This window comes from Pseudomonas sp. PDM02 (assembly GCF_014852285.1).
GTDB lineage: Bacteria > Pseudomonadota > Gammaproteobacteria > Pseudomonadales > Pseudomonadaceae > Aquipseudomonas > Aquipseudomonas migulae.
This window is the reverse complement of record NZ_JACVBL010000005.1, coordinates 184,540-207,244: the sequence shown is the minus strand read 5'-3', so window position 1 is coordinate 207,244 and position 22,705 is coordinate 184,540. Positions and strand designations below refer to the sequence as shown.

21 protein-coding genes are annotated in these 22,705 nt (G+C 62.3%); 8 read left to right on the top strand and 13 right to left on the bottom strand.

All coding sequences use genetic code 11. From position 1 onward, the window contains the following. Positions 1–16: 16 nt before the first annotated feature. The 13 genes from mdcH to pilG all read right to left on the bottom strand — a co-directional run bounded on the left by mdcH (position 17) and on the right by pilG (position 16,312). On the bottom strand, positions 17–928 hold the full coding sequence (gene mdcH / locus IB245_RS11070; protein WP_192227556.1) for a malonate decarboxylase subunit epsilon: 912 nt from the start codon (positions 926–928) through the stop codon (positions 17–19). Further along, complete coding sequence (locus IB245_RS11065) at positions 925–1,545, bottom strand: malonate decarboxylase holo-ACP synthase (RefSeq protein ID WP_192227555.1); 621 nt, start codon at positions 1,543–1,545, stop codon at positions 925–927. Before IB245_RS11065 ends, mdcH begins: the two co-directional genes overlap by 4 nt. Continuing rightward, positions 1,539–2,342 carry a biotin-independent malonate decarboxylase subunit gamma gene (mdcE, locus tag IB245_RS11060; protein WP_192227554.1) on the bottom strand — a complete coding sequence of 268 codons (804 nt, stop codon included), beginning with the start codon at positions 2,340–2,342 and terminating at the stop codon, positions 1,539–1,541. The genes IB245_RS11065 and mdcE overlap by 7 nt, the downstream gene beginning before the upstream one ends. Next, positions 2,339–3,202 carry a biotin-independent malonate decarboxylase subunit beta gene (locus tag IB245_RS11055; protein ID WP_192227553.1) on the bottom strand — a complete coding sequence of 288 codons (864 nt, stop codon included), beginning with the start codon at positions 3,200–3,202 and terminating at the stop codon, positions 2,339–2,341. The genes mdcE and IB245_RS11055 overlap by 4 nt, the downstream gene beginning before the upstream one ends. Then, positions 3,195–3,494 (bottom strand): malonate decarboxylase subunit delta, encoded by a 300-nt coding sequence (locus IB245_RS11050; RefSeq protein ID WP_154912939.1) that lies wholly within the window; start codon positions 3,492–3,494, stop codon positions 3,195–3,197. The genes IB245_RS11055 and IB245_RS11050 overlap by 8 nt, the downstream gene beginning before the upstream one ends. Beyond that, on the bottom strand, positions 3,494–4,369 hold the full coding sequence (locus IB245_RS11045) for a triphosphoribosyl-dephospho-CoA synthase (protein ID WP_192227552.1): 876 nt from the start codon (positions 4,367–4,369) through the stop codon (positions 3,494–3,496). Before IB245_RS11045 ends, IB245_RS11050 begins: the two co-directional genes overlap by 1 nt. Continuing rightward, the gene (gene mdcA / locus IB245_RS11040; protein ID WP_008026213.1) at positions 4,369–6,039 is read right to left on the bottom strand and encodes a malonate decarboxylase subunit alpha; all 1,671 of its coding nucleotides are present in this window, start codon (positions 6,037–6,039) and stop codon (positions 4,369–4,371) included. The genes IB245_RS11045 and mdcA overlap by 1 nt, the downstream gene beginning before the upstream one ends. Before the next feature lie 201 nt (positions 6,040–6,240). Further along, the gene (locus tag IB245_RS11035; protein WP_008045056.1) at positions 6,241–6,696 is read right to left on the bottom strand and encodes a chemotaxis protein CheW; all 456 of its coding nucleotides are present in this window, start codon (positions 6,694–6,696) and stop codon (positions 6,241–6,243) included. Continuing rightward, complete coding sequence (locus tag IB245_RS11030; RefSeq protein ID WP_192227551.1) at positions 6,689–12,700, bottom strand: Hpt domain-containing protein; 6,012 nt, start codon at positions 12,698–12,700, stop codon at positions 6,689–6,691. The genes IB245_RS11035 and IB245_RS11030 overlap by 8 nt, the downstream gene beginning before the upstream one ends. Before the next feature lie 37 nt (positions 12,701–12,737). Beyond that, positions 12,738–14,795 (bottom strand): methyl-accepting chemotaxis protein, encoded by a 2,058-nt coding sequence (locus IB245_RS11025; RefSeq protein ID WP_008026203.1) that lies wholly within the window; start codon positions 14,793–14,795, stop codon positions 12,738–12,740. A 145-nt stretch (positions 14,796–14,940) separates the two neighbouring features. Further along, on the bottom strand, positions 14,941–15,474 hold the full coding sequence (locus tag IB245_RS11020) for a chemotaxis protein CheW (RefSeq protein WP_008026202.1): 534 nt from the start codon (positions 15,472–15,474) through the stop codon (positions 14,941–14,943). A 10-nt stretch (positions 15,475–15,484) separates the two neighbouring features. After that, a complete protein-coding gene (gene pilH / locus IB245_RS11015) occupies positions 15,485–15,850 on the bottom strand; it encodes a twitching motility response regulator PilH (RefSeq protein ID WP_007897961.1) in 366 nt (121 codons plus the stop codon). A gap of 57 nt (positions 15,851–15,907) precedes the next feature. After that, positions 15,908–16,312, bottom strand: a complete 405-nt coding sequence (gene pilG, locus IB245_RS11010; RefSeq protein WP_008026200.1) for a twitching motility response regulator PilG — start codon at positions 16,310–16,312, stop codon at positions 15,908–15,910. Here pilG and IB245_RS11005 point away from each other — a divergent pair. The 8 genes from IB245_RS11005 to IB245_RS10970 all read left to right on the top strand — a co-directional run bounded on the left by IB245_RS11005 (position 16,301) and on the right by IB245_RS10970 (position 22,703). After that, entirely contained in the window at positions 16,301–16,471 is a 171-nt protein-coding gene (locus IB245_RS11005; RefSeq protein WP_157214348.1) for a hypothetical protein, read from the top strand. The genes pilG and IB245_RS11005 overlap by 12 nt on opposite strands. A 202-nt stretch (positions 16,472–16,673) precedes the next feature. Next, positions 16,674–17,627 (top strand): glutathione synthase, encoded by a 954-nt coding sequence (gene gshB / locus IB245_RS11000; RefSeq protein ID WP_008026199.1) that lies wholly within the window; start codon positions 16,674–16,676, stop codon positions 17,625–17,627. 77 nt (positions 17,628–17,704) lie between these two features. Then, entirely contained in the window at positions 17,705–18,604 is a 900-nt protein-coding gene (locus IB245_RS10995; protein ID WP_008026197.1) for an energy transducer TonB, read from the top strand. Between the two features lie 203 nt (positions 18,605–18,807). Continuing rightward, a complete protein-coding gene (locus IB245_RS10990; RefSeq protein WP_032832312.1) occupies positions 18,808–19,380 on the top strand; it encodes a YqgE/AlgH family protein in 573 nt (190 codons plus the stop codon). Beyond that, positions 19,380–19,817 (top strand): Holliday junction resolvase RuvX, encoded by a 438-nt coding sequence (gene ruvX, locus IB245_RS10985; protein WP_007945492.1) that lies wholly within the window; start codon positions 19,380–19,382, stop codon positions 19,815–19,817. Before IB245_RS10990 ends, ruvX begins: the two co-directional genes overlap by 1 nt. An 82-nt stretch (positions 19,818–19,899) precedes the next feature. Beyond that, positions 19,900–20,403, top strand: a complete 504-nt coding sequence (pyrR, locus tag IB245_RS10980; RefSeq protein ID WP_008026190.1) for a bifunctional pyr operon transcriptional regulator/uracil phosphoribosyltransferase PyrR — start codon at positions 19,900–19,902, stop codon at positions 20,401–20,403. Between the two features lie 27 nt (positions 20,404–20,430). After that, entirely contained in the window at positions 20,431–21,435 is a 1,005-nt protein-coding gene (locus IB245_RS10975; RefSeq protein WP_008026189.1) for an aspartate carbamoyltransferase catalytic subunit, read from the top strand. Then, positions 21,432–22,703 carry a dihydroorotase gene (locus IB245_RS10970; RefSeq protein ID WP_008026186.1) on the top strand — a complete coding sequence of 424 codons (1,272 nt, stop codon included), beginning with the start codon at positions 21,432–21,434 and terminating at the stop codon, positions 22,701–22,703. The genes IB245_RS10975 and IB245_RS10970 overlap by 4 nt, the downstream gene beginning before the upstream one ends. The last annotated feature ends 2 nt before the right edge of the window (positions 22,704–22,705 follow it).

Sequence of the window (22,705 nt, the reverse complement as noted above, 5' to 3'; positions counted from 1 at the left end):
GGCCTGAGTTGGAGGTCTAGAGTTGGCGGCTTCCCTCCTCACGCAACAGCGCCTGCAAGGTGTCGAGCCGCGCACCGTCGAAGGCAATCACGGTGCCCTGCTCGAACACCCGGCGCGCCAGCCCGGTCAGCACCGCACCGGGCGGCAGTTCGATCTGTAGCCGTACGCCGCGCTCGTAGGCGCTTTGTACCGTGCCGCGCCAATCGACGATGCGGCACATGTTGTAAGCCAGGTCTTCGCGCAGGGCTTCGATGTTGATGATTGGCCGCGCGCGACTGCCGCTCAGGTAGCCCAGCGTCGGCGCTTTCAATTTCACATTGGCGAAGGCTTCGGCCAGGGTTTTCGCCGGCGCATCCAGCAGCGGGCAGTGCGACGGCACGCTGGCGGCAAGTCGCTTGGCCAGGCCTGCGCCGCGCCCTTTCGCCAACTCGGCGACGGCCTTCATCGCGCCGTCGCTGCCGGCAATCACCACCTGGTTATCGGCATTGATATTGGCCAGGTAAACCGGCGTATCGACGCTGTGAACCTGCGCCAGCAAGCCTTCCACTGTGGATAAATCGAGACCGATGATCGCGGTCATGCCGTAGCCGTGTGGATAAGCCTGCTGCATCAATTCACCGCGCAGGCTGACCAGATGCAGCGCATCGCTGAAGCTCAAGGCACCCGAAACCACGGCGGCCGGATATGCACCAATGGACAAGCCCGCCACGTAATCCGGCGTCATCGATAACTGGCGCGAAGCCGCGACACCGGCAATCAACAGGCACAGCTGAACCGCCCGTGTCGATTTCAATGCTTCAGCGCAATCCAGCTGCAATGCGTCTTCGCCAAGCACTTCGCTCGCCTCGATCACCGTCTCGCGAGGCAAACGATGGAGCATGCCCGGCTGCTGCGCGCCCTGGCCGGGGAACACCAACAAACTGCTCACGCTGCTTGCTCCAGCGGGTTCCACGGATCAATCACAAGACAGGCTCCGCTGGCGTTTTTCAGCAACACCCGACGCGCAGGACCGGCCCATTCACGCAGGGCGACGGCGCCAAATGGCGTCTGCAATTGCATGTCCACCTGGCACGCGGCGCTGTCCAGAATCTTCAGCAGTTCCTGCGCCTTTAACCGTTCCAGAACCTGCGGCGTACGCAGGATCAAATCCAGATCGCTGCCCTCATGCAAAGCAACACCACCACTGGCCAATTCAAATCCGGCACTGCCGCTGACACCCCACACCCAACCGCAACCATCGAGCAACGGCCGCAATTGGTTGAGGGCCTGCACGGCGGGCAAATCCCGATCGATCGAGACATGACACAGCGCTTCCGGTGTGACCCGACGCTGAACCGCATCGACCGCCATCACCGTCGCATACCGCTGCTCACGCAACCGTCCACGAACCCCGACCGCGATGAAACCCGGCGTACTCAACGCACGCCGAACCACCACCGGCTGACCCGCGCTGATCGACTCGATCACCCACGCAGGCGCCTGCGCAGGCAACTGCTCCGGGGTCATCCCCCACAGCAGGTCGTGAGCCAGAAACGTGTTCACCACTGCGCTCTCAGCAGTTGGCGAACCGTGCTCGACGCGGCGCGGTTGCTCGCGCCCAAACGGCTGCTCAAATCGCGACCGCTTGCGGCAACATCGCCAATCGCCAGATTCAGGCATTCCGTCACTCGCGCCAGATCCGCTGATGTTGGCTGCTCAATCTGGTCCACCGACAAGGTTTCCCACAGCAAACCGAGACTGGCGTAGCTGTCGATGTCATACGCCATCGGCGGCACGCTGGCGGCCAGTGCTTCCAATTCTTCGACACTGCGCAAGGTCACCCGCGCCGCTGACGCCTTGCCCATCGCATGCACCATCACGCCCGGATCACGCAGGGCGATCAGCCGGTTAGCCTGGTAGCCATGAGCCAAAAACGCTCCGGACATCGCCTTGCCCACCAGCAAACCAATCACAGCGTGGCCAGCCAACCGGGCGCGGGCATAACTGTCCGCCGCAGCGGCCAGTGCCTGATGAATGCCCAGCGCTTCTTCGCGCCGACCGTAAGCCTGACTCGGCACATCGATGATCGCGATCACGGCGCGCTTATGCGATTTATCAGCGTCAGCCACGATGATTTCATCCACAGCCTTGGCCAAGCCCCAACCTTCCAGCAAACCCACTTCACCGTTGCGAGCGCGGACGAAACGGTTGTCGGGATCTGCCACCACTGCGATAAACCGGACCGGTTGTTCGCCCACCACACCATCAGCGGCTTTCAGTGATGCAGGCAAACCCTCCACCGGTTTCGCGCCTGCACTCAAGGCGTTGAACCAGTTCAAACCTCGCAGGGAATACGAACTCATGAGCGCTCTCCTTGATACAGATCGCGAACCGTCGCCGCATCGATTTGCGGCTCGGCGTCCAGGCGGGCCAGCCGTTGCAGGAACAGATCGGCCTGACGACTGCGTTGTTGTTCCGGCAAGCCTTGTTGCAGCAATTCACTGACCTGCTGCCGGACCTGCGCTACGTCATCAGCGACAAAGCAATCCACCAGACCGCTGGCAAAGCGTTGCTCGCCCCCGGTCAGGCTCCAGATGAACGGACGGTCGCGGGAGTCGTATTCTTCAAGCCCGGCTTCCTGTTCGATCACCTGCGGGCCGTTCAAACCAAGCCGTGCTTCCTGTGTCACCAACAAATAGCTGCACAACCCGGCGGCAATCGACATCCCGCCAAAGCAGCCGACGCTGCCCGCCACCACGCCGATCACCGGTTGGTACTGGCGCAGATCGACAATCGCCGCATGAATGTCGGCAATTGCCGCCAACCCGAGGTTGGCTTCCTGCAAGCGCACGCCGCCGGTTTCCAGCAGCAACACGGCGCGGGTTGGAATGCCGTTGCGGTTGTCTTCAGCGGCGAGCTCCAGCGCACCGGCAATCTTCGCCCCGCCGACTTCGCCGAGGCTGCCGCCCTGGAACGCACCTTCGATGGCGGCGATCACCACCGGCAATCCGCCGAGGCTGCCCTTGGCAATCACCACGCCGTCATCGGCTTGCGGCACCACGCCCTGGCGCGCCAGCCACGGCGACATGACGCGTTGAAACGGGTCGAGCAATTCGCGGAAGGTGCCGGCGTCGAGCAAGGCTTTCGCCCGGTGTCGGGCGCCGAGTTCGATGAAGCTGCGTCTTTGTAGGTATGGCTGGGGGAGCACTGCACTGTCAGTCATGGCCGATCTCCTCAAAGCCTTGTTCCAGACGCAAGCGCACCACACCGGGGGTCGCGCCGAAATCGTGGATATCGATGGCCATTGCCGGTGGTGTCTGGCCGTCGAACATCCGTGCGAACAGATGCTGCCAGCGTTGTTCGGCGCCATTGACCGAGGTCTGCACCTTGATGGTCAGCTTGCCGGTCTGACCCGGTTCGATCAGCACTTCCAGATCGCCCGAGCCGACACAACCCACCAGCGTACGACCGCGTGGCGGCTGCCCGGCGGGGAATTCAAAGGATAAGGTTTCCATCAAAACGCTCCCTGGTTGATGCCGTCAGCCGACGCAATGCGGTCGATAAACAGGCTGGCTGCGAGCAAGTCCGCAGCGCCGCCGGGCGAGGCATTCAACGCAATTAATTGTTCGTCCAGTTCATGCAAGCGACGGCGACCGGCGAGGCTGGCGCTGCCACCCGCGTCGAGCACCGCCTGGGCACCGAGTTGCATGGTGTGCAGGCCTTGTTCGCCGGCGCGGTAGAGCACGCAGGTGTCACTCAGTTGAGTCATGATCGCCAGCAAGGCATCGAGCCGGGCGTTCTGTTCGCCATGGCCGGCGGCGCGGCTGCGTTTGAGTTGCGGCAGTGCGCGTTGAATCACCGAAGGGAAACCGAGTTGGGCTTCTTCACGGGCACCACGCGCGCCGTAACGTTGGGCGACTTGGGCGCCGTGGCTCAGAGGACGCGGGGCGAAACGGTCGTCGAGTATCGCCAGTCGGGCGGCGCGCAACGTCACCGTGCTTGCGTGGGTATTCGAGCAGTCCAGCGCGGCGGCAGTGACCAGCAGGCCCAACGCCCAGATCGCTCCCCGATGTGTGTTCACACCGTTAGTGGTGGCGAGCATGGTTTGCTCGCCTTCCCGGCCAATCCGTCCAATCGCTTCGCGCAGCGGTACACCGACTTCGCCAAACGCGATGGCCGATTCCGCCATTTCCTTGAATGCCGGCCACAGCGACAACGCCGAAGCGTGCATCAGCCCGAGGTGCAAATCGGTGTGTGCGCCATTGCCGCGACGATCCACCAGCGCCGGTTTCGGCGACAGGTCCGCTTCGTCGATCAGCGCGTCCACTGCCAGGTCCGCCAGCCGTTCGGCCAGCGACAGAGGTTTGGGTTGCAGGTTGAATGCGTGCATTACCAGCTCCTGAACTTGGCGGGCGGGTTGTAGAGACCACCGGACCACTCGACCAGATCGGCCACGCTTTTGGCGGCGAGCAATTCGCGGGTGGCGTCGGTGCGACGGATGCCGAGGTCTTCAGGCAAGGCGATCAAGCCTTCGCGACGCATCCGGGCGGTGTCTTTCGGGTTGTGACGCAGGCCGATGGCAGTCACGCCAGCGACGGCGGCGATCATTGCCTGACGCTCTTCCAGCGAGCGCGCCTTGTACAAATAGGCAATGCCTTCTTCGGTCAGCAGGTGGGTGACGTCGTCGCCGTAAATCATGATCGGCGCCAGCGGCATGCCGCTTTTCTTCGCCACTTCAATCGCGTCGAGGGTTTCGACGAAGGTCGGTTTGCCGCCCTCCTGGAACGTCTCGACCATTTGCACCACGAGTTTTTTGCCGCGTTCGAGCAAGGGTTCCGGCGCATCGCCGTGGCGCATGTCGAGCCAGGCCGGCGTGCCGTGACGCCGCCCACGCGGGTCGTGCCCCATGTTCGGTGCCCCGCCGAAACCGGCCAGGCGCCCGCGAGTCACGGTGGAAGAATGGCCGTCGCCATCGACTTGCAGGGTCGCGCCGATGAACAGGTCCACCGCGTATTGCCCCGCCAGTTGGCTGAACATCCGGTTGGAACGCAGCGACCCGTCGCGCCCGGTGAAGAACACGTCCGGCCGCGCAGCAATGTAGTTTTCCATGCCCAGTTCGGTGCCGAAGCAATGCACGCTTTCGACCCAGCCGCTTTCGATGGCCGGGATCAAGGTCGGGTGTGGATTGAGCGTCCAGTTGCGGCAGATCTTGCCTTTGAGGCCTAGGGATTCGCCGTAGGTCGGCAGGATCAATTCGATGGCGGCAGTGTTGAAACCGATGCCGTGGTTCAGCGACTGCACGTTGTGTTTTTCGTAGATCCCGCGGATCGCCATCATCGCCATCAACACGTGCACAGGCTTGATGTGCCGTGGGTCGCGGGTGAACAGCGGCTCGATATAGAACGGCTTGTCGGCCACCACCACGAAATCGACCCAAGAGGCCGGGATGTCGACACGCGGCAGGTCAGTAACGTCATCGACAAGCTGGTTCACCTGAACGATGACGATGCCGTCGCTGAAGGCCGCTGGTTCGATCAATGCGGGCGTGTCTTCGGTGCTGGGGCCGGTGTAGATGTTGCCGGCGCGGTCGGCCATGAAACCGGCCGAGAGCACGACGTTGGGAATCAGGTCGACTACCAATCGTGCGTAGAGCTCGATGTAGGTGTGGATCGCACCGATTTCCAGCAGGCCGTCTTCCAGCAATTGGCTGATGCGCAGGCTTTGGGTGCCGGCGAAAGAGAAATCGAGCTTGCGGGCGATGCCGCGTTCGAACAGGTCCAGGTGCTCGGAGCGCCCGACGCTGGGCATGATCATGTGCAGGTCGTGGAGCCTGGCAGGATCGGCCTTGGCCAGGGAGCGCGAAAGGAAATCCGCCTGCTTCTGGTTGTTGCCCTCCAGCACCACGCGGTCGCCGGGCAGGATCAGTGCCTCCAGCGCTGCCACGATGTTGTCGGTGGGCAGCACCACACCGTCAGCCAGGCCTTTGACCAACGCCAGACGCCGCTGCTTTTCGCTGCGCCGCCGCGTCCATCGCGAGTCGGGGGATATTGTTGTTGTCATGACCACTCCACGGGTTCGCTGTCGTGGGAGTCACCTTAGGAGGGTTGGGTGGGGGGCATCAATCAAGCAGAGAGACGGATCGTTACGGTCAGGGTAATGGTTGGCAGGACAGACGCCTTCGCGGGCAAGCCTCGCTCCTACAGGGGTATTGTGTGCGCCCCGATCCATTGTAGGAGCGAGGCTTGCCCGCGAAGGGGCCAGTCAGGTCAACCCGGCACTCACAAGCAACTCCTCCAGCGCCAGCAAGTCAGGCACCTTGGCCACTTGATCGCCCACCTGCACCGCCGCCTGTTCCAGCGCACATAACGGCACATCCACATAGCTGAGCTGACTGTCGAGCTTGTAGGAACGAGGAATCCCCTGCACCAGCAACGCGATAAATTTCAGCTCAGGCCGCCCGCCCAGGGCATTGAGAATCACGATCCGCGCGCGCTCGCCAATGACGATTTTATCGCCGCACGCCGACTCAAAACTGAGCAACGGAATCTGCCGCTCCCGCCAACTCACCCGCCCCAGGTACCACGGCGGAGTATCGAGATCGAAAGCCCCCGGCTGATAGTCGATCAACTCCGCTACCGCGACGTTGGGCAAAATCAGGTTGCGGTCGGCCAGGGGTAGCAGCAGCCCGGTGAGGTTGCTGGTGCGATGCTCAAGCATGGGTTTTGCTCCACAGGGCGATGCTTTCGAGCAGCACCGATTCCTGATACGGCTTGCCGAGGTAGTCGTTGACGCCGATGGTCATGGCGCGGTCGCGGTGTTTCTGGCCGGTGCGTGAGGTGATCATGATGATCGGCAGGTGTTGCAGTCGCTCGTCGGCGCGCACCTGGGTGGCGACTTCGAAACCGTCCATGCGCGGCATTTCGATGTCCAGCAGCATCAGGTCCGGCATGTGGTCTTCGAGCAGCAGCATGGCATCAACGCCGTCCTTGGCCGTCAGTACGTTCATGCCGTGGCGTTCGAGTAAACGACTGGTGACCTTGCGCACGGTGACCGAGTCGTCGACCACCATGACCAGCAAGGGCTTGTGCGGCTCGGGTTCAGGGTCTTGAAGCAGCCGTCGCTGCGGCACCTGCGCCTGCATCGCACGGATCGGCGCCAGCAGATCGAGAATCAGCACCACGCGGCCATCGCCCAGAATCGTCGCCCCGGACAAACCCTGCACCGCCGCAAATTGTGGGCCGAGGCTTTTCACCACAATTTCGCGGGTGCCGGCCATGGCATCGACTTGCACGGCGATGTGGCGCTCGTTGCATTGCACCAGCAACACCGGCAACGGCAGGCTCTGGCCCAACAGTTTCGGGCGTGTGCTGGTTTTCAGCAGTTCACCGAGGTAGCACAGTTCATAGTGCTGCCCGGCGTATTTGTAAGTCGGCGGATCGAGCCGGTAATGCCCTTCGAGTTCATTGGGTAGCACGCGCACGATGCCGTCGATGGTGTTCAGCGGGATCGCATATTGATCCTCACCGCACTGCACCATCAGCGCCCGGTTGACCGACACGGTGAACGGCAGGCGAATGCGGAAATGCACGCCCTGCCCCGCCACAGAGTCGATGCTCATCGTGCCGCCGAGTTGCCGGACTTCTTCATGAACCACGTCCATGCCCACGCCGCGCCCGGAAATCTGGGTGATTTTCTCGGCCGTGGAGAACCCCGGTTGCAGGATGAACTGCAGCACGTCGCGGTCGCTGATGTCGCTGTCAGCGGCGAGCAACCCGCGCTTGACTGCCTTGCGCCGCACCGCGTCCAGCGGCACGCCGGCGCCGTCGTCGCGGATGTCGAAAATGATGTCGCCGCCCTCGCGGGACAGGTCGAGGGTGATCCGCCCTTGCGCCGGTTTCCCGGCCGCGATGCGCACTTCGGCGGATTCGAGGCCATGGTCGACGGCGTTGCGCAGCATGTGTTCCAGCGGCGCGGCCATGCGTTCGAGGACGTTGCGGTCCATCTCGCCTTCGGCGTTGCCGACCACGAATTCCACCTCCTTGCCCAACTCGCTGGAGACCTGGCGGACGATGCGCTTCAAGCGCGGCAACATCCGCTCGAACGGCACCATGCGCGAGCGCATCAGACCTTCCTGCAATTCGGTGTTGATGCGGCCTTGCTGTTGCAGCAGGTTCTCCGCGTCCTGATTGCGCCGGTCGAGGGTTTCCTTGAGGTCGAGCAGGTCGGAAGCGGATTCGAACAGCGCCCGCGACAGCTGCTGCAACTGCGAGTGACGGTCCATTTCCAGCGGATCGAATTCTTCGTAGCCCGAGCGTTCGGCGTCGACTTGCTGGCGACTGAGAATCCTGCCCTGGGTTTCGGTATCGAGCCGGCGCAATTGATCGCGCATGCGCTCGATGGTGGTTTCCATTTCGTTCAGCGCCACGCGCGCATCGTTGACCTGCTGTTCGATGCGGCCACGGAAGATCGAAGTTTCCCCGGCCAGGTTAACCAGATCGTCGAGCAGTTCCGCCGAGACCTTGACCATGTCGGCACCGGTATCGGCTTGTGGCGCAAGCGGCTCGACCTTGGGTGCAACCGGTGCGGCAATGGATGTTTCCAGCACTTCCGGATGGCTGAAATTCCTGATCGCGTCGATCAGCCGATCCGCTGGTGGCAACGGCTGACCGGCGCGGGTCGCGTCGAGCATCTGCGCCAGTCGGTCATGGCTGCTTTGCAGCAGGCCGAACAGCGCGGCGGTCGGTTTCAACACACCGGCGGACAAGCCTTCGTAGAGAAATTCCAGCTCATGGGCGAGGTCGCCGATCGGGCCGATTTCCACCATCCGCGCACCGCCCTTGAGGGTGTGCAGATCGCGCAGCAGGGTTTCCATTTCCTGACGATTGGCAGGTTCGGCCTGCCAGCGAACCAGCGCAGCGCCGGAGTTTTCGATGATGTCGAAACCTTCCTCGAGGAAGATCTCCAGCAATTCCGGATCATGCCCCGGCGAGTCCTCGGCCCGCACAGGCTCGGCGACGTCTGGCGCACTGGCGTTGCCTTGGCGGAACTGGCGAATGGCTTCGATCAGCTCACCCGGATCACCCAGCGGCTTGTGGTGCTGCAATTGCTCAAGCAGTTGCGCCAGTCGGTCATGGCTCTGTTGCAACAGCTGCGCCAGAGTTTCGTTGTGGCTGTAACGGCGATCGACAAGCCCTTCGTAAAGGCTTTCCAGCTCATGGGCGAGGCCTGCGACCGGCTCGACTTCGGCCATCCGCGCACCGCCCTTGAGCGTGTGCAGATCCCGCTGCAACGACAACAACGGCGCGGCGTTGTCCGGGTCTTTCAACCAGCGCTGCAAGGCCTGACCGGCGCTTTCGAGGATGTCCACCGCCTCTTCGAGGAAGATCGAAACGATCTCGTCGTCCAGATCAACAGCGCTGCTCTCTGTAGGAGCCGGCTTGCTGGCGATGGTCGTTAACGATGACGCGTTTTCATCGGATAAACGCGGAGTCTGTGAATCCATCGCCAGCAAGCCGGCTCCTACAGGGGGTAGCGCGCGCTCAAGTTCGGCGGTGGCGTCGCCCAGTTCGCGAATGCTCAGGGTGCGGCTGCCGTCGCTGCGGATCAGGCCCATGGCCGATGGGTCGAGGCTCTCATCGAGCAAGCCGCGCAAGGCCCGGATGCGCTCCGGTTGCGGGCTGACTTCCTGACCGGCCGCGAGTTCGTCGAGCATGTTGATCAGCGCTTCGTGGGCACTTTGCGCCTCATGGAAAAACGCCTCGCTGACCGCCAGGCTGCTTTCTTCCACGGCGCCGTAGAGATCGAGCAAGGCTTCACAAAGCTCATCCACCGGATGCAGATCGGCCAAGTGCGCGCCTTCGCCGAGGGTAGTCAATTCATCCAACAGCGCACTGAGTTCCTGACGTTCACCGGGGTGCTGCTGCCAACGCTGCAACAGGCTTTCGGCGTCCAGCAGGATGTCCATGCCCTGGGCCAGGAAATTGTTGATCAACTGCGGATCGCGCTTGGTTCTGAGCGCCATGCTCGGCGTGCTCAACAGGGCTTCCAGGCGTTCAGCCAGCAGCGCCTGGGTTCTTTCGATCAACGAACGGGCCCCGGGAATCTCGGCCAACGGATCGACCTTGAGCTGTCGCAGCCCGACGCGGAACACGCCTTCGGCTTCCAGCAGCAGTTCGACTTCGTCGAGGTCCAGCGCGATCAGGTGCGCCTTGTATTCACGGGCCAGCTTGTCCAGCGGCGTCGCCAGCTCGGCAATCGGCAACACGCCGGCCATCGAGGCGCTGCCTTTGAGCGTGTGCAAGGCACGTTGCAGTTCGTCGCTGGCCTGCAACGGCACATGTTCGGCGGCCTGATCGAGGAAGCGGTTGAGGCTGGCCAGATGGGTTTCGGCTTCGTTGCGGAAGATCTCCAGCAGCAACGGATCGAGGGCGGCGACATCCTGCACGTCCTCATCGGCCAACGGCTTGTCACCCTTGGCGAGCGCGTGGGCACGGGCGGCCAATTGGTCGACGTCGTTGCGCTGTCGCTGAGCATTGCCGGCAAATTCAGCCACCAGTTCCGGCAGCAGGTTCAGCACATCGCCGAGCAGTTGCTGCACCGCCTGCCCCGGCTCAACGCTGCGCTCCAGCACGCGGTTGAGCAGGTTTTCCACGGCCCACGCCAGCTCACCCAGCACCAGCGCGCGCACCATCCGGCCACTGCCTTTGAGGGTGTGGAAAGCTCGGCGCAGTTCGCCCAGGGTCGATTCGCTCTCGGGGTTGGCCGCCCAGCGCGGCAAGTATTCCCGGAGGATTTCCAGGACCTCGTCAGTTTCTTCGAGGAAGACTTCGCGCAGTTCATCGTCCACCGGTTCTTCACCCGGAGGCGGTGGCAACAGGCTGCCCGGCGTATTCAGGGCGGGTGGATTGACCGCCGACACCGGGTTGGCGAGGACATCGGCCAGGGTCTGGACGACGTCGGGATCGTCCAGTTCCTGCTGGTCCTGCATCACCTGCGCCTCACTCGGGCTGAGCACTTCATCCAGCACAGGGACATTGTGTTCGCTGGGGAAAAAGCCGAGCGCTGCCAGGCTCTTTTCCGCAACGTCGAGCAATTGTTCACCGGACGCTTCAGCGTCGTCGCTCAGGCGTTCAAGGTAATACTCGATGCTGGTGATGACGTCGGCCAGGCTGTCCAGCGCCTGCCAGCCAGGCTGGTCCGGGTCCAGCAGCAGATGCTCGCGGATAAAATGGTTGCAGGCGTCGATCAGGCTCGCCGCACGGCTCAGCGGGATCATCGCCAGCGCGCCGCGCACCTGGGTGAGCAAGGCCGGCAACGGTTGCAAATGCTGGCGGTCCCAGTCGGCGTCGATGTAGTCGACGATCATGTCCTTGGCCTGCTGCAGGCAGATGCGTGCTTCCTTGATCACGATCTGGTGGATCTGCGTCAGGTCGGTGGTCGGCAGGCGGCTGTCTTCCTGGCTCTCCGGTTCGACCGTGCCGACCATCCCCGCGAGCGTCGCCTCGACGTAGAGCAAGGCGCCGGCGACATCCATCAGGATCGCGTCGTTGGGTTCGCGTTGCCCCTGAGCGAGGCTCAACACCACCGCAAGCTGATCGATGATGACCTTGCGCGGCTGGCCGAAACCGAGCACCGCCAGGGTGTCGGCGATTTGCCGCAAGGGCGCCAGCAAGCTATCGAGGTCCGAGGCATGCTGGCGGTCGCTGCGCACGAACAGGTCGAGGCGTTCTTTGACCCGCACCAGTTCTTCGCACAGCGCGGCCAGCACCGAGCGCATGGCATCACGATCTGGGCCGGCCAGCCGCGCCCGTTCTTCGTCGACCATCGCGCTGTCAGGCAGCGCATCGTCCAGTCCATAGCGATCTTTCATGGTCAGCATCTGCCCGGTGGGGTGTTCGGCTTTGGCGATGTAAAACAGCAAACTCTTGAGCAACTCCGGCGGCGCCGGCTGATTGATCGCGGACATGCCCTGTTCAAGCAGGCGCTTGAGTTCTTTGTCGGCGTCCTTGAACAGGCTGCGCAGGGCCGGGCTGTTGGCGATCGAGCCGCCGCGCATGCCTTCGACCAGTGCCGAGGCAACGTGCCACAACGGGCTCAGCGGCGCATTCCCGCACAGCCCTTCAAGGCGTGAAAATACGGTGCTCAGGTAACCGAGATGGGTGTCGTCATCCTGCTCGCGCAGCAACCCGACCAGGGCCATCTGCAACATCTGGCGCAATTTGCGCAGCACGTTCGGCAGGTCCGCCGGCTCCAGCAGCGCCAGCGCCTCGTCATCCAGTGGCGGCAAGTCCGGTAATTGCGGGGTGAACAGGCTGGTTTCCGATAACAGGCTTTCGCCACGGGCACTGCGCAGGTCGTTGATCAACGGCAACACCACCAGCGGCAGGTCGCGGCGCGCGCCTTGTACGCGGTCGAGATAGATCGGCAGCTGACCGATCGCTTGCAGCAACAAGTGGATCGCCTCGTCGCGATGAATGACGCGGTTCTGCTGCAAGGCGGCGGTCAGTTGTTCCATTTCTTCGGCGAGCAGGGCCGCGCCGTAGAACTCGACCATCTGCAAGCTGCCGTGAACCTGATGGATGCACGCCAGGCATTCACTGAGGGCGTGCGTCGCCTGAGGGTCATCAAGCAACGTTTCAATCGCCTGGTGAGCCACTTTCAGTGTTTCGGCAATCTCGCCTTTGACCCATTCGAGGGCCACATAGTCGTGCCGATCACCCATAACCACTCCGTTCATCGTTCGAACGCCCTCGGGCGCCTCACACTTTATCCACAGTCTGCGCCTTGGCGGCCGGCAAGGTGAAACCGGACACCGAACGTCGCAGCTGGCTGGCCATTTTCGCCAGGTTGCCGATGCTCTCGGCCGTAGCGGTGGAACCGGACGAGGTCTGCGTGGTGATCTGCTGGATCACGTTCATCGTCAGGGAAATCTGCCCGGCCGAAGACGTCTGCTGTTGTGCCGCGTTGGAAATACTCTGGATCAACGCCGCGAGGGTTTTCGATACGCCTTCGATTTCTTCCAGAGCCACACCGGCATCCTGCGCCAGACGCGCGCCACGCACCACTTCGGTGGTGGTCTGCTCCATGGAAATCACCGCTTCGTTGGTGTCGGCCTGGATCGCCCGCACCAGGGTTTCGATCTGCCGCGTCGCGGCGGACGAGCGCTCGGCCAACCGTTGCACCTCGTCGGCCACCACCGCAAAACCGCGCCCGGCATCACCGGCCATGGAGGCCTGGATCGCGGCGTTGAGTGCAAGAATGTTGGTCTGGTCGGCAATGTCATCGATCAGGCTGACAATGTCGCCGATCTCTTGCGAAGACTCGCCCAGGCGCTTGATGCGCTTGGCGGTGTCCTGGATCTGCTCGCGAATGTTGTCCATGCCGTGGATGGTGTTGTGCACCACCTCGTTGCCCTTGTTGGCGATTTCCACCGAGCGCTCGGCCACCGCCGAGGATTCCGCGGCGTTGGCCGACACCTGATCGATGGACTGCGCCATGTCGTTGATCGCGGTGGAGGCTTCGCTGATTTGTTGCGCCTGATGCTCCGAGGCCTGCGCCAGGTGCATGGCCGTGGCCTGGGTTTCCTGCACAGCGGCGGCGACCTGGCCGGCGGTGAGGTTGATCGTCGCCACCAGATCGCGCAGCTGGTCCACGGAATAGTTGATCGAATCGGCGATGGTCCCGGTGAAATCTTCGGTCACCGAAGCGGTCACGGTCAGGTCGCCGTCGGCCAGGTCTTCGATTTCGTCGAGCAGGCGCATGATCGCGTTCTGGTTGCGCTCGTTCTTCTCGGCGGTTTCGCGCAACTGACGATTGGTTTCGCGCACCATCACCATCCCGATAAGGATGATCGACATCAGCGCCGCCAGACCCAGCACGTAGCCGCCAATGGTGTCTGTATTGCGCCCGCTGGCGAGGTTTTCGAACCCGGAGGCCAGGTGCGAGGCTTCGTCGAGCAGGGTTTGCGACAGGCTGAATATGTTGGTCGCCGATTCGCGGACCTTGAACAGTTCCGGCGAGGTTTCGAGGATTTCATCCACCGAACCGGAGACGAATTCGAACAGTTCGGAAATCTCGATCAACCGGGCACGGGCATCGTGGTCTTCGACCTGGCTGACTTTCAGTGCCGGATTGCCCTGGAGCATACCCGTGAGCACCAGGCCGAAACGCGCAGCGTCGCGGCCAAACGCGTCGGCGGCCTGTTGCGAATTTTCGTCGCCGGACAGCACAGTGTTTACCGCACCGAGGATACGTTCGGCCAACAACGACTGACGCTGGGCCATCGCCACCTGAGCGGCGGGCGCGCCGCGTTGCAGGAGTATTTCGACGACTTTTTCGTACTCGACCTGCAACTGCGGCACGGTTTCAGCGAGGGTGGCGGCGACTTGATGCAGCGACAAAACCGTCTGTTCGCTGGAGAGGATCGCGTCGGTGTTTTTCAGCACGCGCTCCCAATCCAGCTGCACGGCGCGCATTTCCGGGCGCACGGCGGACGGTGCCGGCGGTAGCCCGGTGGAAGGGTCGCCCTTCTTCAGATAACCCCAGCGCTGGGCAAAATCGTTGCGCGCATCGCTGAGCAACTTGAAGGCCGCAGCCTTGCCGGCGGCGGCTTCAGTGGCGTTTTTGGCGATGCGCTGGGACAGCACGCGCAGCTCACCGGCGTGGCCGATGTACTGTTTATCGTACGAGGCCTGGGTGTTGAGGTAAGCGAAGTTGGCGAACAGCAGCATGATGAAGACAATCAGCGCGATGAACAGCGCGATGATCTGCGAGCGGCTGCGCGATCCTTCTGGCTTGCCTGTTTTAGCTTTTATCATCGGTCCTCGCCTGTACTACCCAATTCACCCAAGCCCCTGTAGGAGCGAGGCTTGCCCGCGAAGCAGGCGAAGCGGTCTTGCAGGAATACCGCGTTATCGTTCTTCGCGGGCAAGCCTCGCTCCTACAGGATCGGCGTTGCCGCGTTTACAGCGCTACATGCATGAAGCTTTGCGACCGCACCAGCGCAAACGGGCTGAACACCTGCCAATTCTGCTCACGCTGAAACCGGCCCTTGATGAACGGTGCAATCGGGCCACTCAAGTTATCCACCGGCTCCAGGCTGTCCTGGGCAAAGTGCTGAAGGCCGAACACCTCATCGACCATCAACCCGGCAAACACCTCGTTATGCTCCACCACCAGCACCCGCCGCTGCTTGCGCACCGCCGATAATTCATGCCCGAAGAAGGCACTCAAATCCATCATCGGCAGCAAACGCCCACGCAGGTTGGCCACGCCCTTGACCCAAGGCTTGACCCCCGGCAACTGGGTGAAGCGCGGTTCATGCAGGACTTCGCTGACTTCACCCATCGGCGCGACGTACCACGCCTCGCCCAAACGAAAACCGATGCCGCTCCAACTGTCCTGTCGGGTTGGCTGCGACGGCAGATCCGCCGCCAGCAGACGACAGCGCTGGTCGATCTGCAGCAGCAGTTCGAAGGCGGTCAACGACTCGGTCATGGTCGGGTGATCAACCGGCCAGCACGTTGTTCAGGGTTTTGATCAGGGTGTCTTCGTCGACCGGTTTGGTCAGGTAATCCTTGGCGCCCTGGCGCGTGCCCCAGACCTTGTCGGTTTCCTGATCCTTGGTGGTGATGATGATCACCGGGATGTGCCCGGTTTCCGGGTCTTTGGTCAATTGACGGGTCGCCTGGAAACCGTTGAGGCCGGGCATGACGATGTCCATCAGCACGGCGTCGGGTTTTTCCTGACGGGCCAGGGCCACGCCGTCGGCGCCGTTTTCGGCTTTCAACACTTCATGACCGTGCTTTTCCAGCATGCCGGTCAGTTTGTACATTTCGGTCGGCGAATCATCGACGATCAGAATACGTGCCATGGTTTTCCCCATTCTTGTCGACGCCGGGCCCGCTGGCCGAGCGTCACTGTGCGTGTCCTACTGCGGCAAAACGGCGGCGAAGCCCGGTACATGGGCCTGGATCGCGTTAAGCAGTTCTTCCTTGCTGAAAGGCTTGGTCAAAAACTGGTCGGAGCCGACGATGCGCCCCTTGGCCTTGTCGAACAACCCGTCCTTGGACGACAGCATGATCACTGGCGTGGACTTGAACGCACTGTTGTTCTTGATTAAAGCGCAGGTCTGATAGCCATCCAGACGCGGCATCATGATGTCGACAAAGATGATGCCGGGATGATGATCGGCAATCTTTGCCAGCGCATCGAAACCATCGATGGCCGTAATGACTTCACAACCCACATTCTTCAACAGCGTTTCGGCGGTGCGACGAATCGTCTTCGAATCGTCGATCACCATGACCTTCAAGGCGCTGGAATGCTGGCCCATAAATGCTCTACCGTCGCCTTTGCGAATCAAATTGTCCGTTTTCCGGTTACCGGCGGCTTGAAACCCTTGATACTCAAGGGCCAGCACGACATGGCAGCCTTTTTAGCACAGTCTCCAAATGCAATCTATCGGGCGTCCTTTGAAGTGGTTTTTCCTTGACCGGGAACACACTCAGCGCCACTCTGACGCCACTTTTATACGGTCCTTTGGATTGATCTTTTGTGGGAGCGAGCCTGCTCGCGATGGTCGTCAACGATGACGCGTGCCAACAGGATAAGCGCGGTGTCCTGAAGTCCATCGCGAGCAGGCTCGCTCCTACAGGGGACTTACATAGGCCTCCCCCACTTCAGAGGAAAAACCCATGAGCGTTCGCGTCGGGATTGTCATGGATCCCATTGCCAGCATCTCCTATAAAAAGGATAGCTCGCTGGCCATGCTGCTGGCCGCACAGAAGCGTGGCTGGGAACTGTTCTATATGGAACAGCGCGACTTGTATCAAGGCGAAGGTGAAGCCCGGGCGCGGATGCGGCCGCTGAAAGTTTTCGCCAACCCGGAAAAATGGTTCGAGCTGGAAGACGAGACCGACGCGCTGCTGAGCGATCTGGACGTGATCCTGATGCGCAAGGATCCGCCGTTCGACATGGAGTTCGTCTACTCCACTTACCTGCTCGAGCAAGCCGAGCGCGCGGGCGTGCTGGTGGTCAACAAGCCGCAGAGCCTGCGTGACTGCAATGAAAAACTGTTCGCCACCCTGTTCCCGCAGTGCACGCCGCCGACCGTGGTCAGCCGCCGCGCCGACGTGCTGCGTGAATTCGCCGCCAAACATGGCGATGTGATCCTCAAGCCGCTGGACGGCATGGGCGGCACCTCGATCTTCCGTCATCGCGCAGGTGACCCGAACCTGTCGGTGATCCTGGAAACCCTGACCGCGCTGGGCACCCAGCAGATCATGGGCCAGGCGTACCTGCCGGCGATCAAGGATGGCGACAAACGCATCCTGATGATCGACGGCGAGCCGGTGGATTATTGCCTGGCGCGGATTCCGGCGGCCGGCGAAACCCGCGGCAACCTCGCCGCCGGTGGTCGTGGCGAAGCCCGTCCGTTGAGCGACAAGGATCGCTGGATCGCTGCCCAGGTCGGCCCGACCCTGCGCGAGAAAGGCCTGCTGTTCGTGGGTCTCGACGTGATCGGCGAGCACCTGACGGAAATCAACGTCACCAGCCCGACCTGCATTCGCGAGATTGATAACGCGTTCGGCACCGACATCGGCGGCCTGTTGATGGATGCCATCGATCAGAAGCTCAAGGCCCGTTGATATAGAACACCCAAGATGAAACCAACATTGCGCTATCATGCGCGGCCTCTGAAAAACGCGATGTTGGTTTTCTTGTCATGACACTTCCGTCCGATCTGCCCGCTGAACTCGCCCATCGTGGCGTGCGCCCGGCTGATCGCCTCGGATTTACCCTGTTTCTCGCGGCGTTGATTCACCTGGCCTTGCTGTTGGGCGTCGGCTTTACGATGGTCGAACCCAAACAAATCAGCAAAACCCTGGAAATCACCCTCGCCACCTTCAAGAGCGAAAAGAAACCGGCGAAGGCCGACTTCCTCGCGCAGGAAAATCAGGAAGGCAGCGGCACCCTGGATAAAAAGGCGATTCCCAAGACCACCGAGGTCGCGCCGTTCCAGGACAACAAGGTGCAAAAAGTCACGCCACCGCCGGCCGCCAAGCCTGAAGTCCAGGAAGCAGCGCCCAAGGCTGCCGTGACCACCGTCGCACCGAAGCCGAAGAAAGCTGCGGCCAAGACTGAAGAACCCAAACCTGCCACCAAACCCGCCATCGCCGCGCCGACGTTCGACAGTGAACAGCTGTCCAGCGACATCGCCAGCCTCGAAGCGGAACTGGCCAACGAACAACAGCTGTACGCCAAGCGCCCACGCATCCACCGCCTGAGCGCGGCCTCGACCATGCGCGACAAAGGCGCCTGGTACAAGGATGAATGGCGCAAAAAGGTCGAGCGCATCGGCAACCTCAATTATCCGGATGAAGCGCGGCGCAAACAGATTTACGGCAATTTGCGCTTGATGGTCTCGATCAACCGCGACGGCTCGCTTTTTGAAGTATTGGTACTGGAGTCATCCGGGCAACCGCTGCTGGATCAGGCGGCACAGCGAATTGTGCGGCTGGCTGCGCCGTTTTCGCCGTTTACCGGGGATTTGTCGGACATCGACCGACTGGAAATCATCCGCACCTGGAAATTTGCGCGCGGCGATCGCCTCTCCAGCAACTGACCGAAGGATTGCGGTTGTTTTGACCGACGCCTTCGCGGGCAAGCCTCGCTCCTACAGGTTTGCGGAACATGCAAAACCTGTAGGAGCGAGGCTTGCCCGCGAAGAGGCCCTCAAGCAAACAGACATCAAAAAGACACCCACGCAGGCATTTCCTGTGCATCCCCAGCTTGTCAGTTCGCCCCTCCAACGCCACACTAGCGCTCATGAAGAACGTCAGCCCAAGCTACCTCAAGCATCACTTCCTGATCGCCATGCCTCACATGGCCGACCCGAACTTTGCCCACACCTTGACCTACATCGTCGAGCACACGGCCAATGGTGCCATGGGGCTGGTGGTCAACCGTCCGCAAGACCTGAATCTGGCCGATATCCTCGAGCAATTGCGCCCCAATATCGAGCCGCCGCTGCTCTGCCAGCATGTGCCGATCTTCATCGGCGGCCCGGTGCAGACCGATCGCGGTTTTGTCCTGCACCCGTCGGGCAAGCAATTTCAGGCGACCGTTGATCTGGAAGGCGACCTGTCGTTGTCCACCTCCCAGGACGTATTGTTCGCCATCGCCGATGGCGTCGGCCCGGCAAAAAGCCTGATCGCCCTCGGTTACGCAGGCTGGGAAGCCGGGCAGCTTGAGGCCGAGCTGGCGCAGAACGCCTGGCTGACCTGCCCGTTCGATGCCGACATCCTGTTCAACACCAGCAGCGAACTGCGCCTCGAAGCAGCGGCCAAGCACCTGGGCGTCAACCTCAGCCTGCTCACCAGCCAGGCAGGACACGCCTGATGGCCCTGCGGCTGATTCTGGGTTTCGACTACGGCACCAAACAGATCGGCGTGGCGGTCGGCCAGGTGATTACCGGCCAGGCCCGCGAGCTGTGCACCTTGAAGGCACAAAACGGCGTGCCCGACTGGAATCAGGTCGAAGCGCTGATCAAAGAGTGGAAACCCGATGCCGTGGTGGTCGGCCTGCCGTTGAATATGGACGGCACGCCCAGCGACATGTGCCTGCGCGCCGAGAAGTTCGCCCGCCGACTCAACGGCCGCTACAACCTGCCCTTCTATACCCACGATGAACGCCTGACCACGTTTGAAGCCAAGGGCGAACGACGTGATCGCGGCGGGCAAAAGGGCAGTTACCGCGACAACCCGGTCGACGCCATCGCCGCCGCCCTGCTGCTGCAAGGCTGGCTCGATGAAAACAGCGCACTGTTCGAATCCTGAAGAGCCGTAACAAGCGACTCTCTATAGCGACAACCCGAGCCACCGCCAGCAGCACCCGGCCCGGGCCCAAGAAGGAGCAACCATGAGCCTGCCCAATCCCGCCGAACTGATCAGCCAGATGGCGATCCGTCTCAAGGCACATCTGGAACACCGTGGCATCAGCGAACCGCGCTACATCGGTATTCGTACCGGCGGCGTCTGGGTTGCCCAGGCGTTGCTCGAAGAACTGGGCAGCGACGCGCCGCTCGGCACACTGGACGTGTCTTTCTACCGTGACGATTTCAGCCAGAACGGCCTGCACCCGCAGGTGCGCCCTTCGGCGCTGCCGTTCGAGATCGAAGGCCAGGACCTGGTGCTGATCGACGACGTACTCATGAGCGGCCGCACCATCCGCGCCGCGATGAACGAACTCTTCGACTACGGCCGCCCGGCCAGCGTGACGCTGGTGTGCCTGCTGGACCTGGACGCCGGCGAACTGCCGATCCGCCCGAACGTGGTCGGCGCGACTTTGTCGCTGGCCGCCCACGAGCGCGTGAAGCTGTCCGGTCCGGAACTCAAGCTCGAACTGCAAGACCTCGCCCTTTAATTCGCCCTATTGAGAGTCCCCCTCGCGATGACGCCTCTAGAAACCAAGCGCCCGCTGCAGCTCAATGATCAGGGCCAGCTGCGCCACTTCCTCTCGCTCGACGGTTTGCGCCGCGAGCTGCTGACGGAAATCCTCGACACCGCCGACTCGTTCCTCGAAGTCGGCGCCCGGGCAGTGAAGAAAGTCCCGTTGCTGCGCGGCAAGACCGTGTGCAACGTGTTCTTCGAGAACTCCACCCGCACCCGCACCACCTTCGAACTGGCGGCCCAGCGCTTGTCGGCGGACGTGATCACCCTCAACGTCTCGACATCGTCGGCGAGCAAGGGCGAAACCCTGCTCGACACCCTGCGCAACCTGGAAGCCATGGCCGCCGACATGTTCGTCGTGCGCCACGGTGATTCCGGCGCCGCGCACTTCATCGCCGAACACGTGTGCCCGCAAGTGGCGATCATCAACGGCGGCGACGGCCGTCACGCGCACCCGACCCAGGGCATGCTCGACATGCTGACGATCCGTCGGCACAAGGGCAGCTTCGAAAACCTTTCCGTGGCCATCGTCGGCGACATCCTGCACTCGCGGGTGGCGCGCTCGAACATGCTGGCGCTGAAAACCCTCGGCTGCCCGGACATCCGCGTGATCGCGCCGAAAACCCTGCTGCCGATCGGCATCGAGCAATACGGCGTGAAGGTCTACACCGACATGACCGAAGGCCTGAAAGACGTTGACGTGGTGATCATGTTGCGCCTGCAACGCGAACGCATGACCGGCGGCCTGCTGCCGAGCGAAGGCGAGTTCTATCGCCTGTTCGGCCTGACCACCGCGCGCCTGGCCGGGGCCAAACCGGACTGCATCGTCATGCACCCAGGGCCGATCAACCGCGGGGTTGAGATTGAGTCGGCGGTGGCCGACGGTCCGCATTCTGTGATTCTCAACCAGGTAACCTACGGCATCGCGATTCGTATGGCCGTGCTGTCCATGGCCATGAGCGGGCAGACTGCCCAGCGCCAATTCGAGCAGGAGAACGTTCAGTGAAGCTCAGCATTCTCGGCGCCCGCGTGATCGATCCAGTCAGCGGGCTGGATCAAGTGACTGACATCCACATCGAAGCCTGCAAGATCGTCGCCCTTGGCGCCGCACCCGCCGGTTTTGTTGCCGTCGATACCATCGACGCCCAAGGCCTGGTGGCCGCACCGGGGCTGGTTGACCTGAACGTCGCCCTGCGCGAGCCAGGCTACAGCCGCAAAGGTTCGATCGTCAGCGAAACCCGCGCCGCCGCTGCCGGTGGCGTGACCAGCCTGTGCTGCCCGCCAAAGACCAAACCGGTGCTGGACACCTCGGCCGTGGCCGAGCTGATCCTCGACCGCGCCCGCGAGGCCGGCAACACCAAGGTGTTCCCGATTGGCGCCCTGAGCAAAGGCCTGGACGGCGAGCAACTGGCCGAGCTCGTGGCTTTGCGCGATGCCGGTTGCGTGGCCTTCGGCAACGGTCTGGAAAGCTTCCGCAACACCCGCACCCTGTGCCGGGCGCTGGAGTACGCGGCGACCTTTGACCTGACGGTGATTTTCAACTCGCAGGACCATGATCTGGCCGAAGGTGGCTTGGCGCATGAAGGTCCGACCGCCAGCTTCCTCGGCTTGCCGGGTATTCCGGAAACCGCAGAAACCGTAGCGCTCGCCCGTGATCTGCTGCTGGTCGAGCAAAGTGGCGTGCGCGCGCACTTCAGCCAGTTGACCAGCGCCCGTGGCGTGGCCCTGATTGCTCAGGCCCAGGCGCGCGGATTGCCGGTGACGGCGGATGTCGCCCTGTATCAGCTGATCCTGACCGATGAAGCGCTGATCGACTTCAGCAGCCTCTATCACGTCCAGCCACCGCTGCGCACCCGCGCTGACCGCGATGGCTTGCGTGAGGCGGTGAAATCCGGCGTGGTTTCGGCGATTTCCAGTCATCACCAGCCACATGAACGGGACGCCAAACTGGCGCCGTTTGGTGCGACTGAGCCGGGGATCAGCAGCGTTGAACTGTTGCTGCCGCTGGCGATGACGCTGGTGGAAGACGGTTTGCTCGATCTGCCGACGTTGCTGGCACGCCTGAGTGCCGGGCCTGCGCAAGCCTTGCGCTTGCCGGCGGGGAAACTGGCGGTGGGTGGTGCGGCGGATATCGTGCTGTTCGATCCGGCGGCTTCGACCGTGGCTGGTGAAACCTGGCTGTCCAAGGGTGAGAACTGCCCGTTCATTGGGCATAGCTTGCCGGGTGTGGTGCGTTATACGCTGGTGGATGGACGGATTAGCCACCAGGCGTAAGA

What these genes read in the sequence shown, in the direction of transcription:
- IB245_RS11005 (WP_157214348.1), top strand. Translation starts at nt 16,301, where the DNA reads ATGCTGGCCCATAAATGCTCTACCGTCGCCTTTGCGAATCAAATTGTC.
- IB245_RS11050 (WP_154912939.1), bottom strand. Translation starts at nt 3,494, where the DNA reads ATGGAAACCTTATCCTTTGAATTCCCCGCCGGGCAGCCGCCACGCGGT.
- IB245_RS11045 (WP_192227552.1), bottom strand. Translation starts at nt 4,369, where the DNA reads ATGCACGCATTCAACCTGCAACCCAAACCTCTGTCGCTGGCCGAACGG.
- ruvX (WP_007945492.1), top strand. Translation starts at nt 19,380, where the DNA reads ATGGCCCTGCGGCTGATTCTGGGTTTCGACTACGGCACCAAACAGATC.
- IB245_RS10995 (WP_008026197.1), top strand. Translation starts at nt 17,705, where the DNA reads ATGACACTTCCGTCCGATCTGCCCGCTGAACTCGCCCATCGTGGCGTG.
- IB245_RS11055 (WP_192227553.1), bottom strand. Translation starts at nt 3,202, where the DNA reads ATGACTGACAGTGCAGTGCTCCCCCAGCCATACCTACAAAGACGCAGC.
- gshB (WP_008026199.1), top strand. Translation starts at nt 16,674, where the DNA reads ATGAGCGTTCGCGTCGGGATTGTCATGGATCCCATTGCCAGCATCTCC.
- IB245_RS10990 (WP_032832312.1), top strand. Translation starts at nt 18,808, where the DNA reads ATGAAGAACGTCAGCCCAAGCTACCTCAAGCATCACTTCCTGATCGCC.
- mdcE (WP_192227554.1), bottom strand. Translation starts at nt 2,342, where the DNA reads ATGAGTTCGTATTCCCTGCGAGGTTTGAACTGGTTCAACGCCTTGAGT.
- IB245_RS11025 (WP_008026203.1), bottom strand. Translation starts at nt 14,795, where the DNA reads ATGATAAAAGCTAAAACAGGCAAGCCAGAAGGATCGCGCAGCCGCTCG.
- IB245_RS11030 (WP_192227551.1), bottom strand. Translation starts at nt 12,700, where the DNA reads ATGGGTGATCGGCACGACTATGTGGCCCTCGAATGGGTCAAAGGCGAG.
- mdcA (WP_008026213.1), bottom strand. Translation starts at nt 6,039, where the DNA reads ATGACAACAACAATATCCCCCGACTCGCGATGGACGCGGCGGCGCAGC.
- IB245_RS11035 (WP_008045056.1), bottom strand. Translation starts at nt 6,696, where the DNA reads ATGCTTGAGCATCGCACCAGCAACCTCACCGGGCTGCTGCTACCCCTG.
- IB245_RS10975 (WP_008026189.1), top strand. Translation starts at nt 20,431, where the DNA reads ATGACGCCTCTAGAAACCAAGCGCCCGCTGCAGCTCAATGATCAGGGC.
- pyrR (WP_008026190.1), top strand. Translation starts at nt 19,900, where the DNA reads ATGAGCCTGCCCAATCCCGCCGAACTGATCAGCCAGATGGCGATCCGT.
- IB245_RS11020 (WP_008026202.1), bottom strand. Translation starts at nt 15,474, where the DNA reads ATGACCGAGTCGTTGACCGCCTTCGAACTGCTGCTGCAGATCGACCAG.
- pilG (WP_008026200.1), bottom strand. Translation starts at nt 16,312, where the DNA reads ATGGGCCAGCATTCCAGCGCCTTGAAGGTCATGGTGATCGACGATTCG.
- pilH (WP_007897961.1), bottom strand. Translation starts at nt 15,850, where the DNA reads ATGGCACGTATTCTGATCGTCGATGATTCGCCGACCGAAATGTACAAA.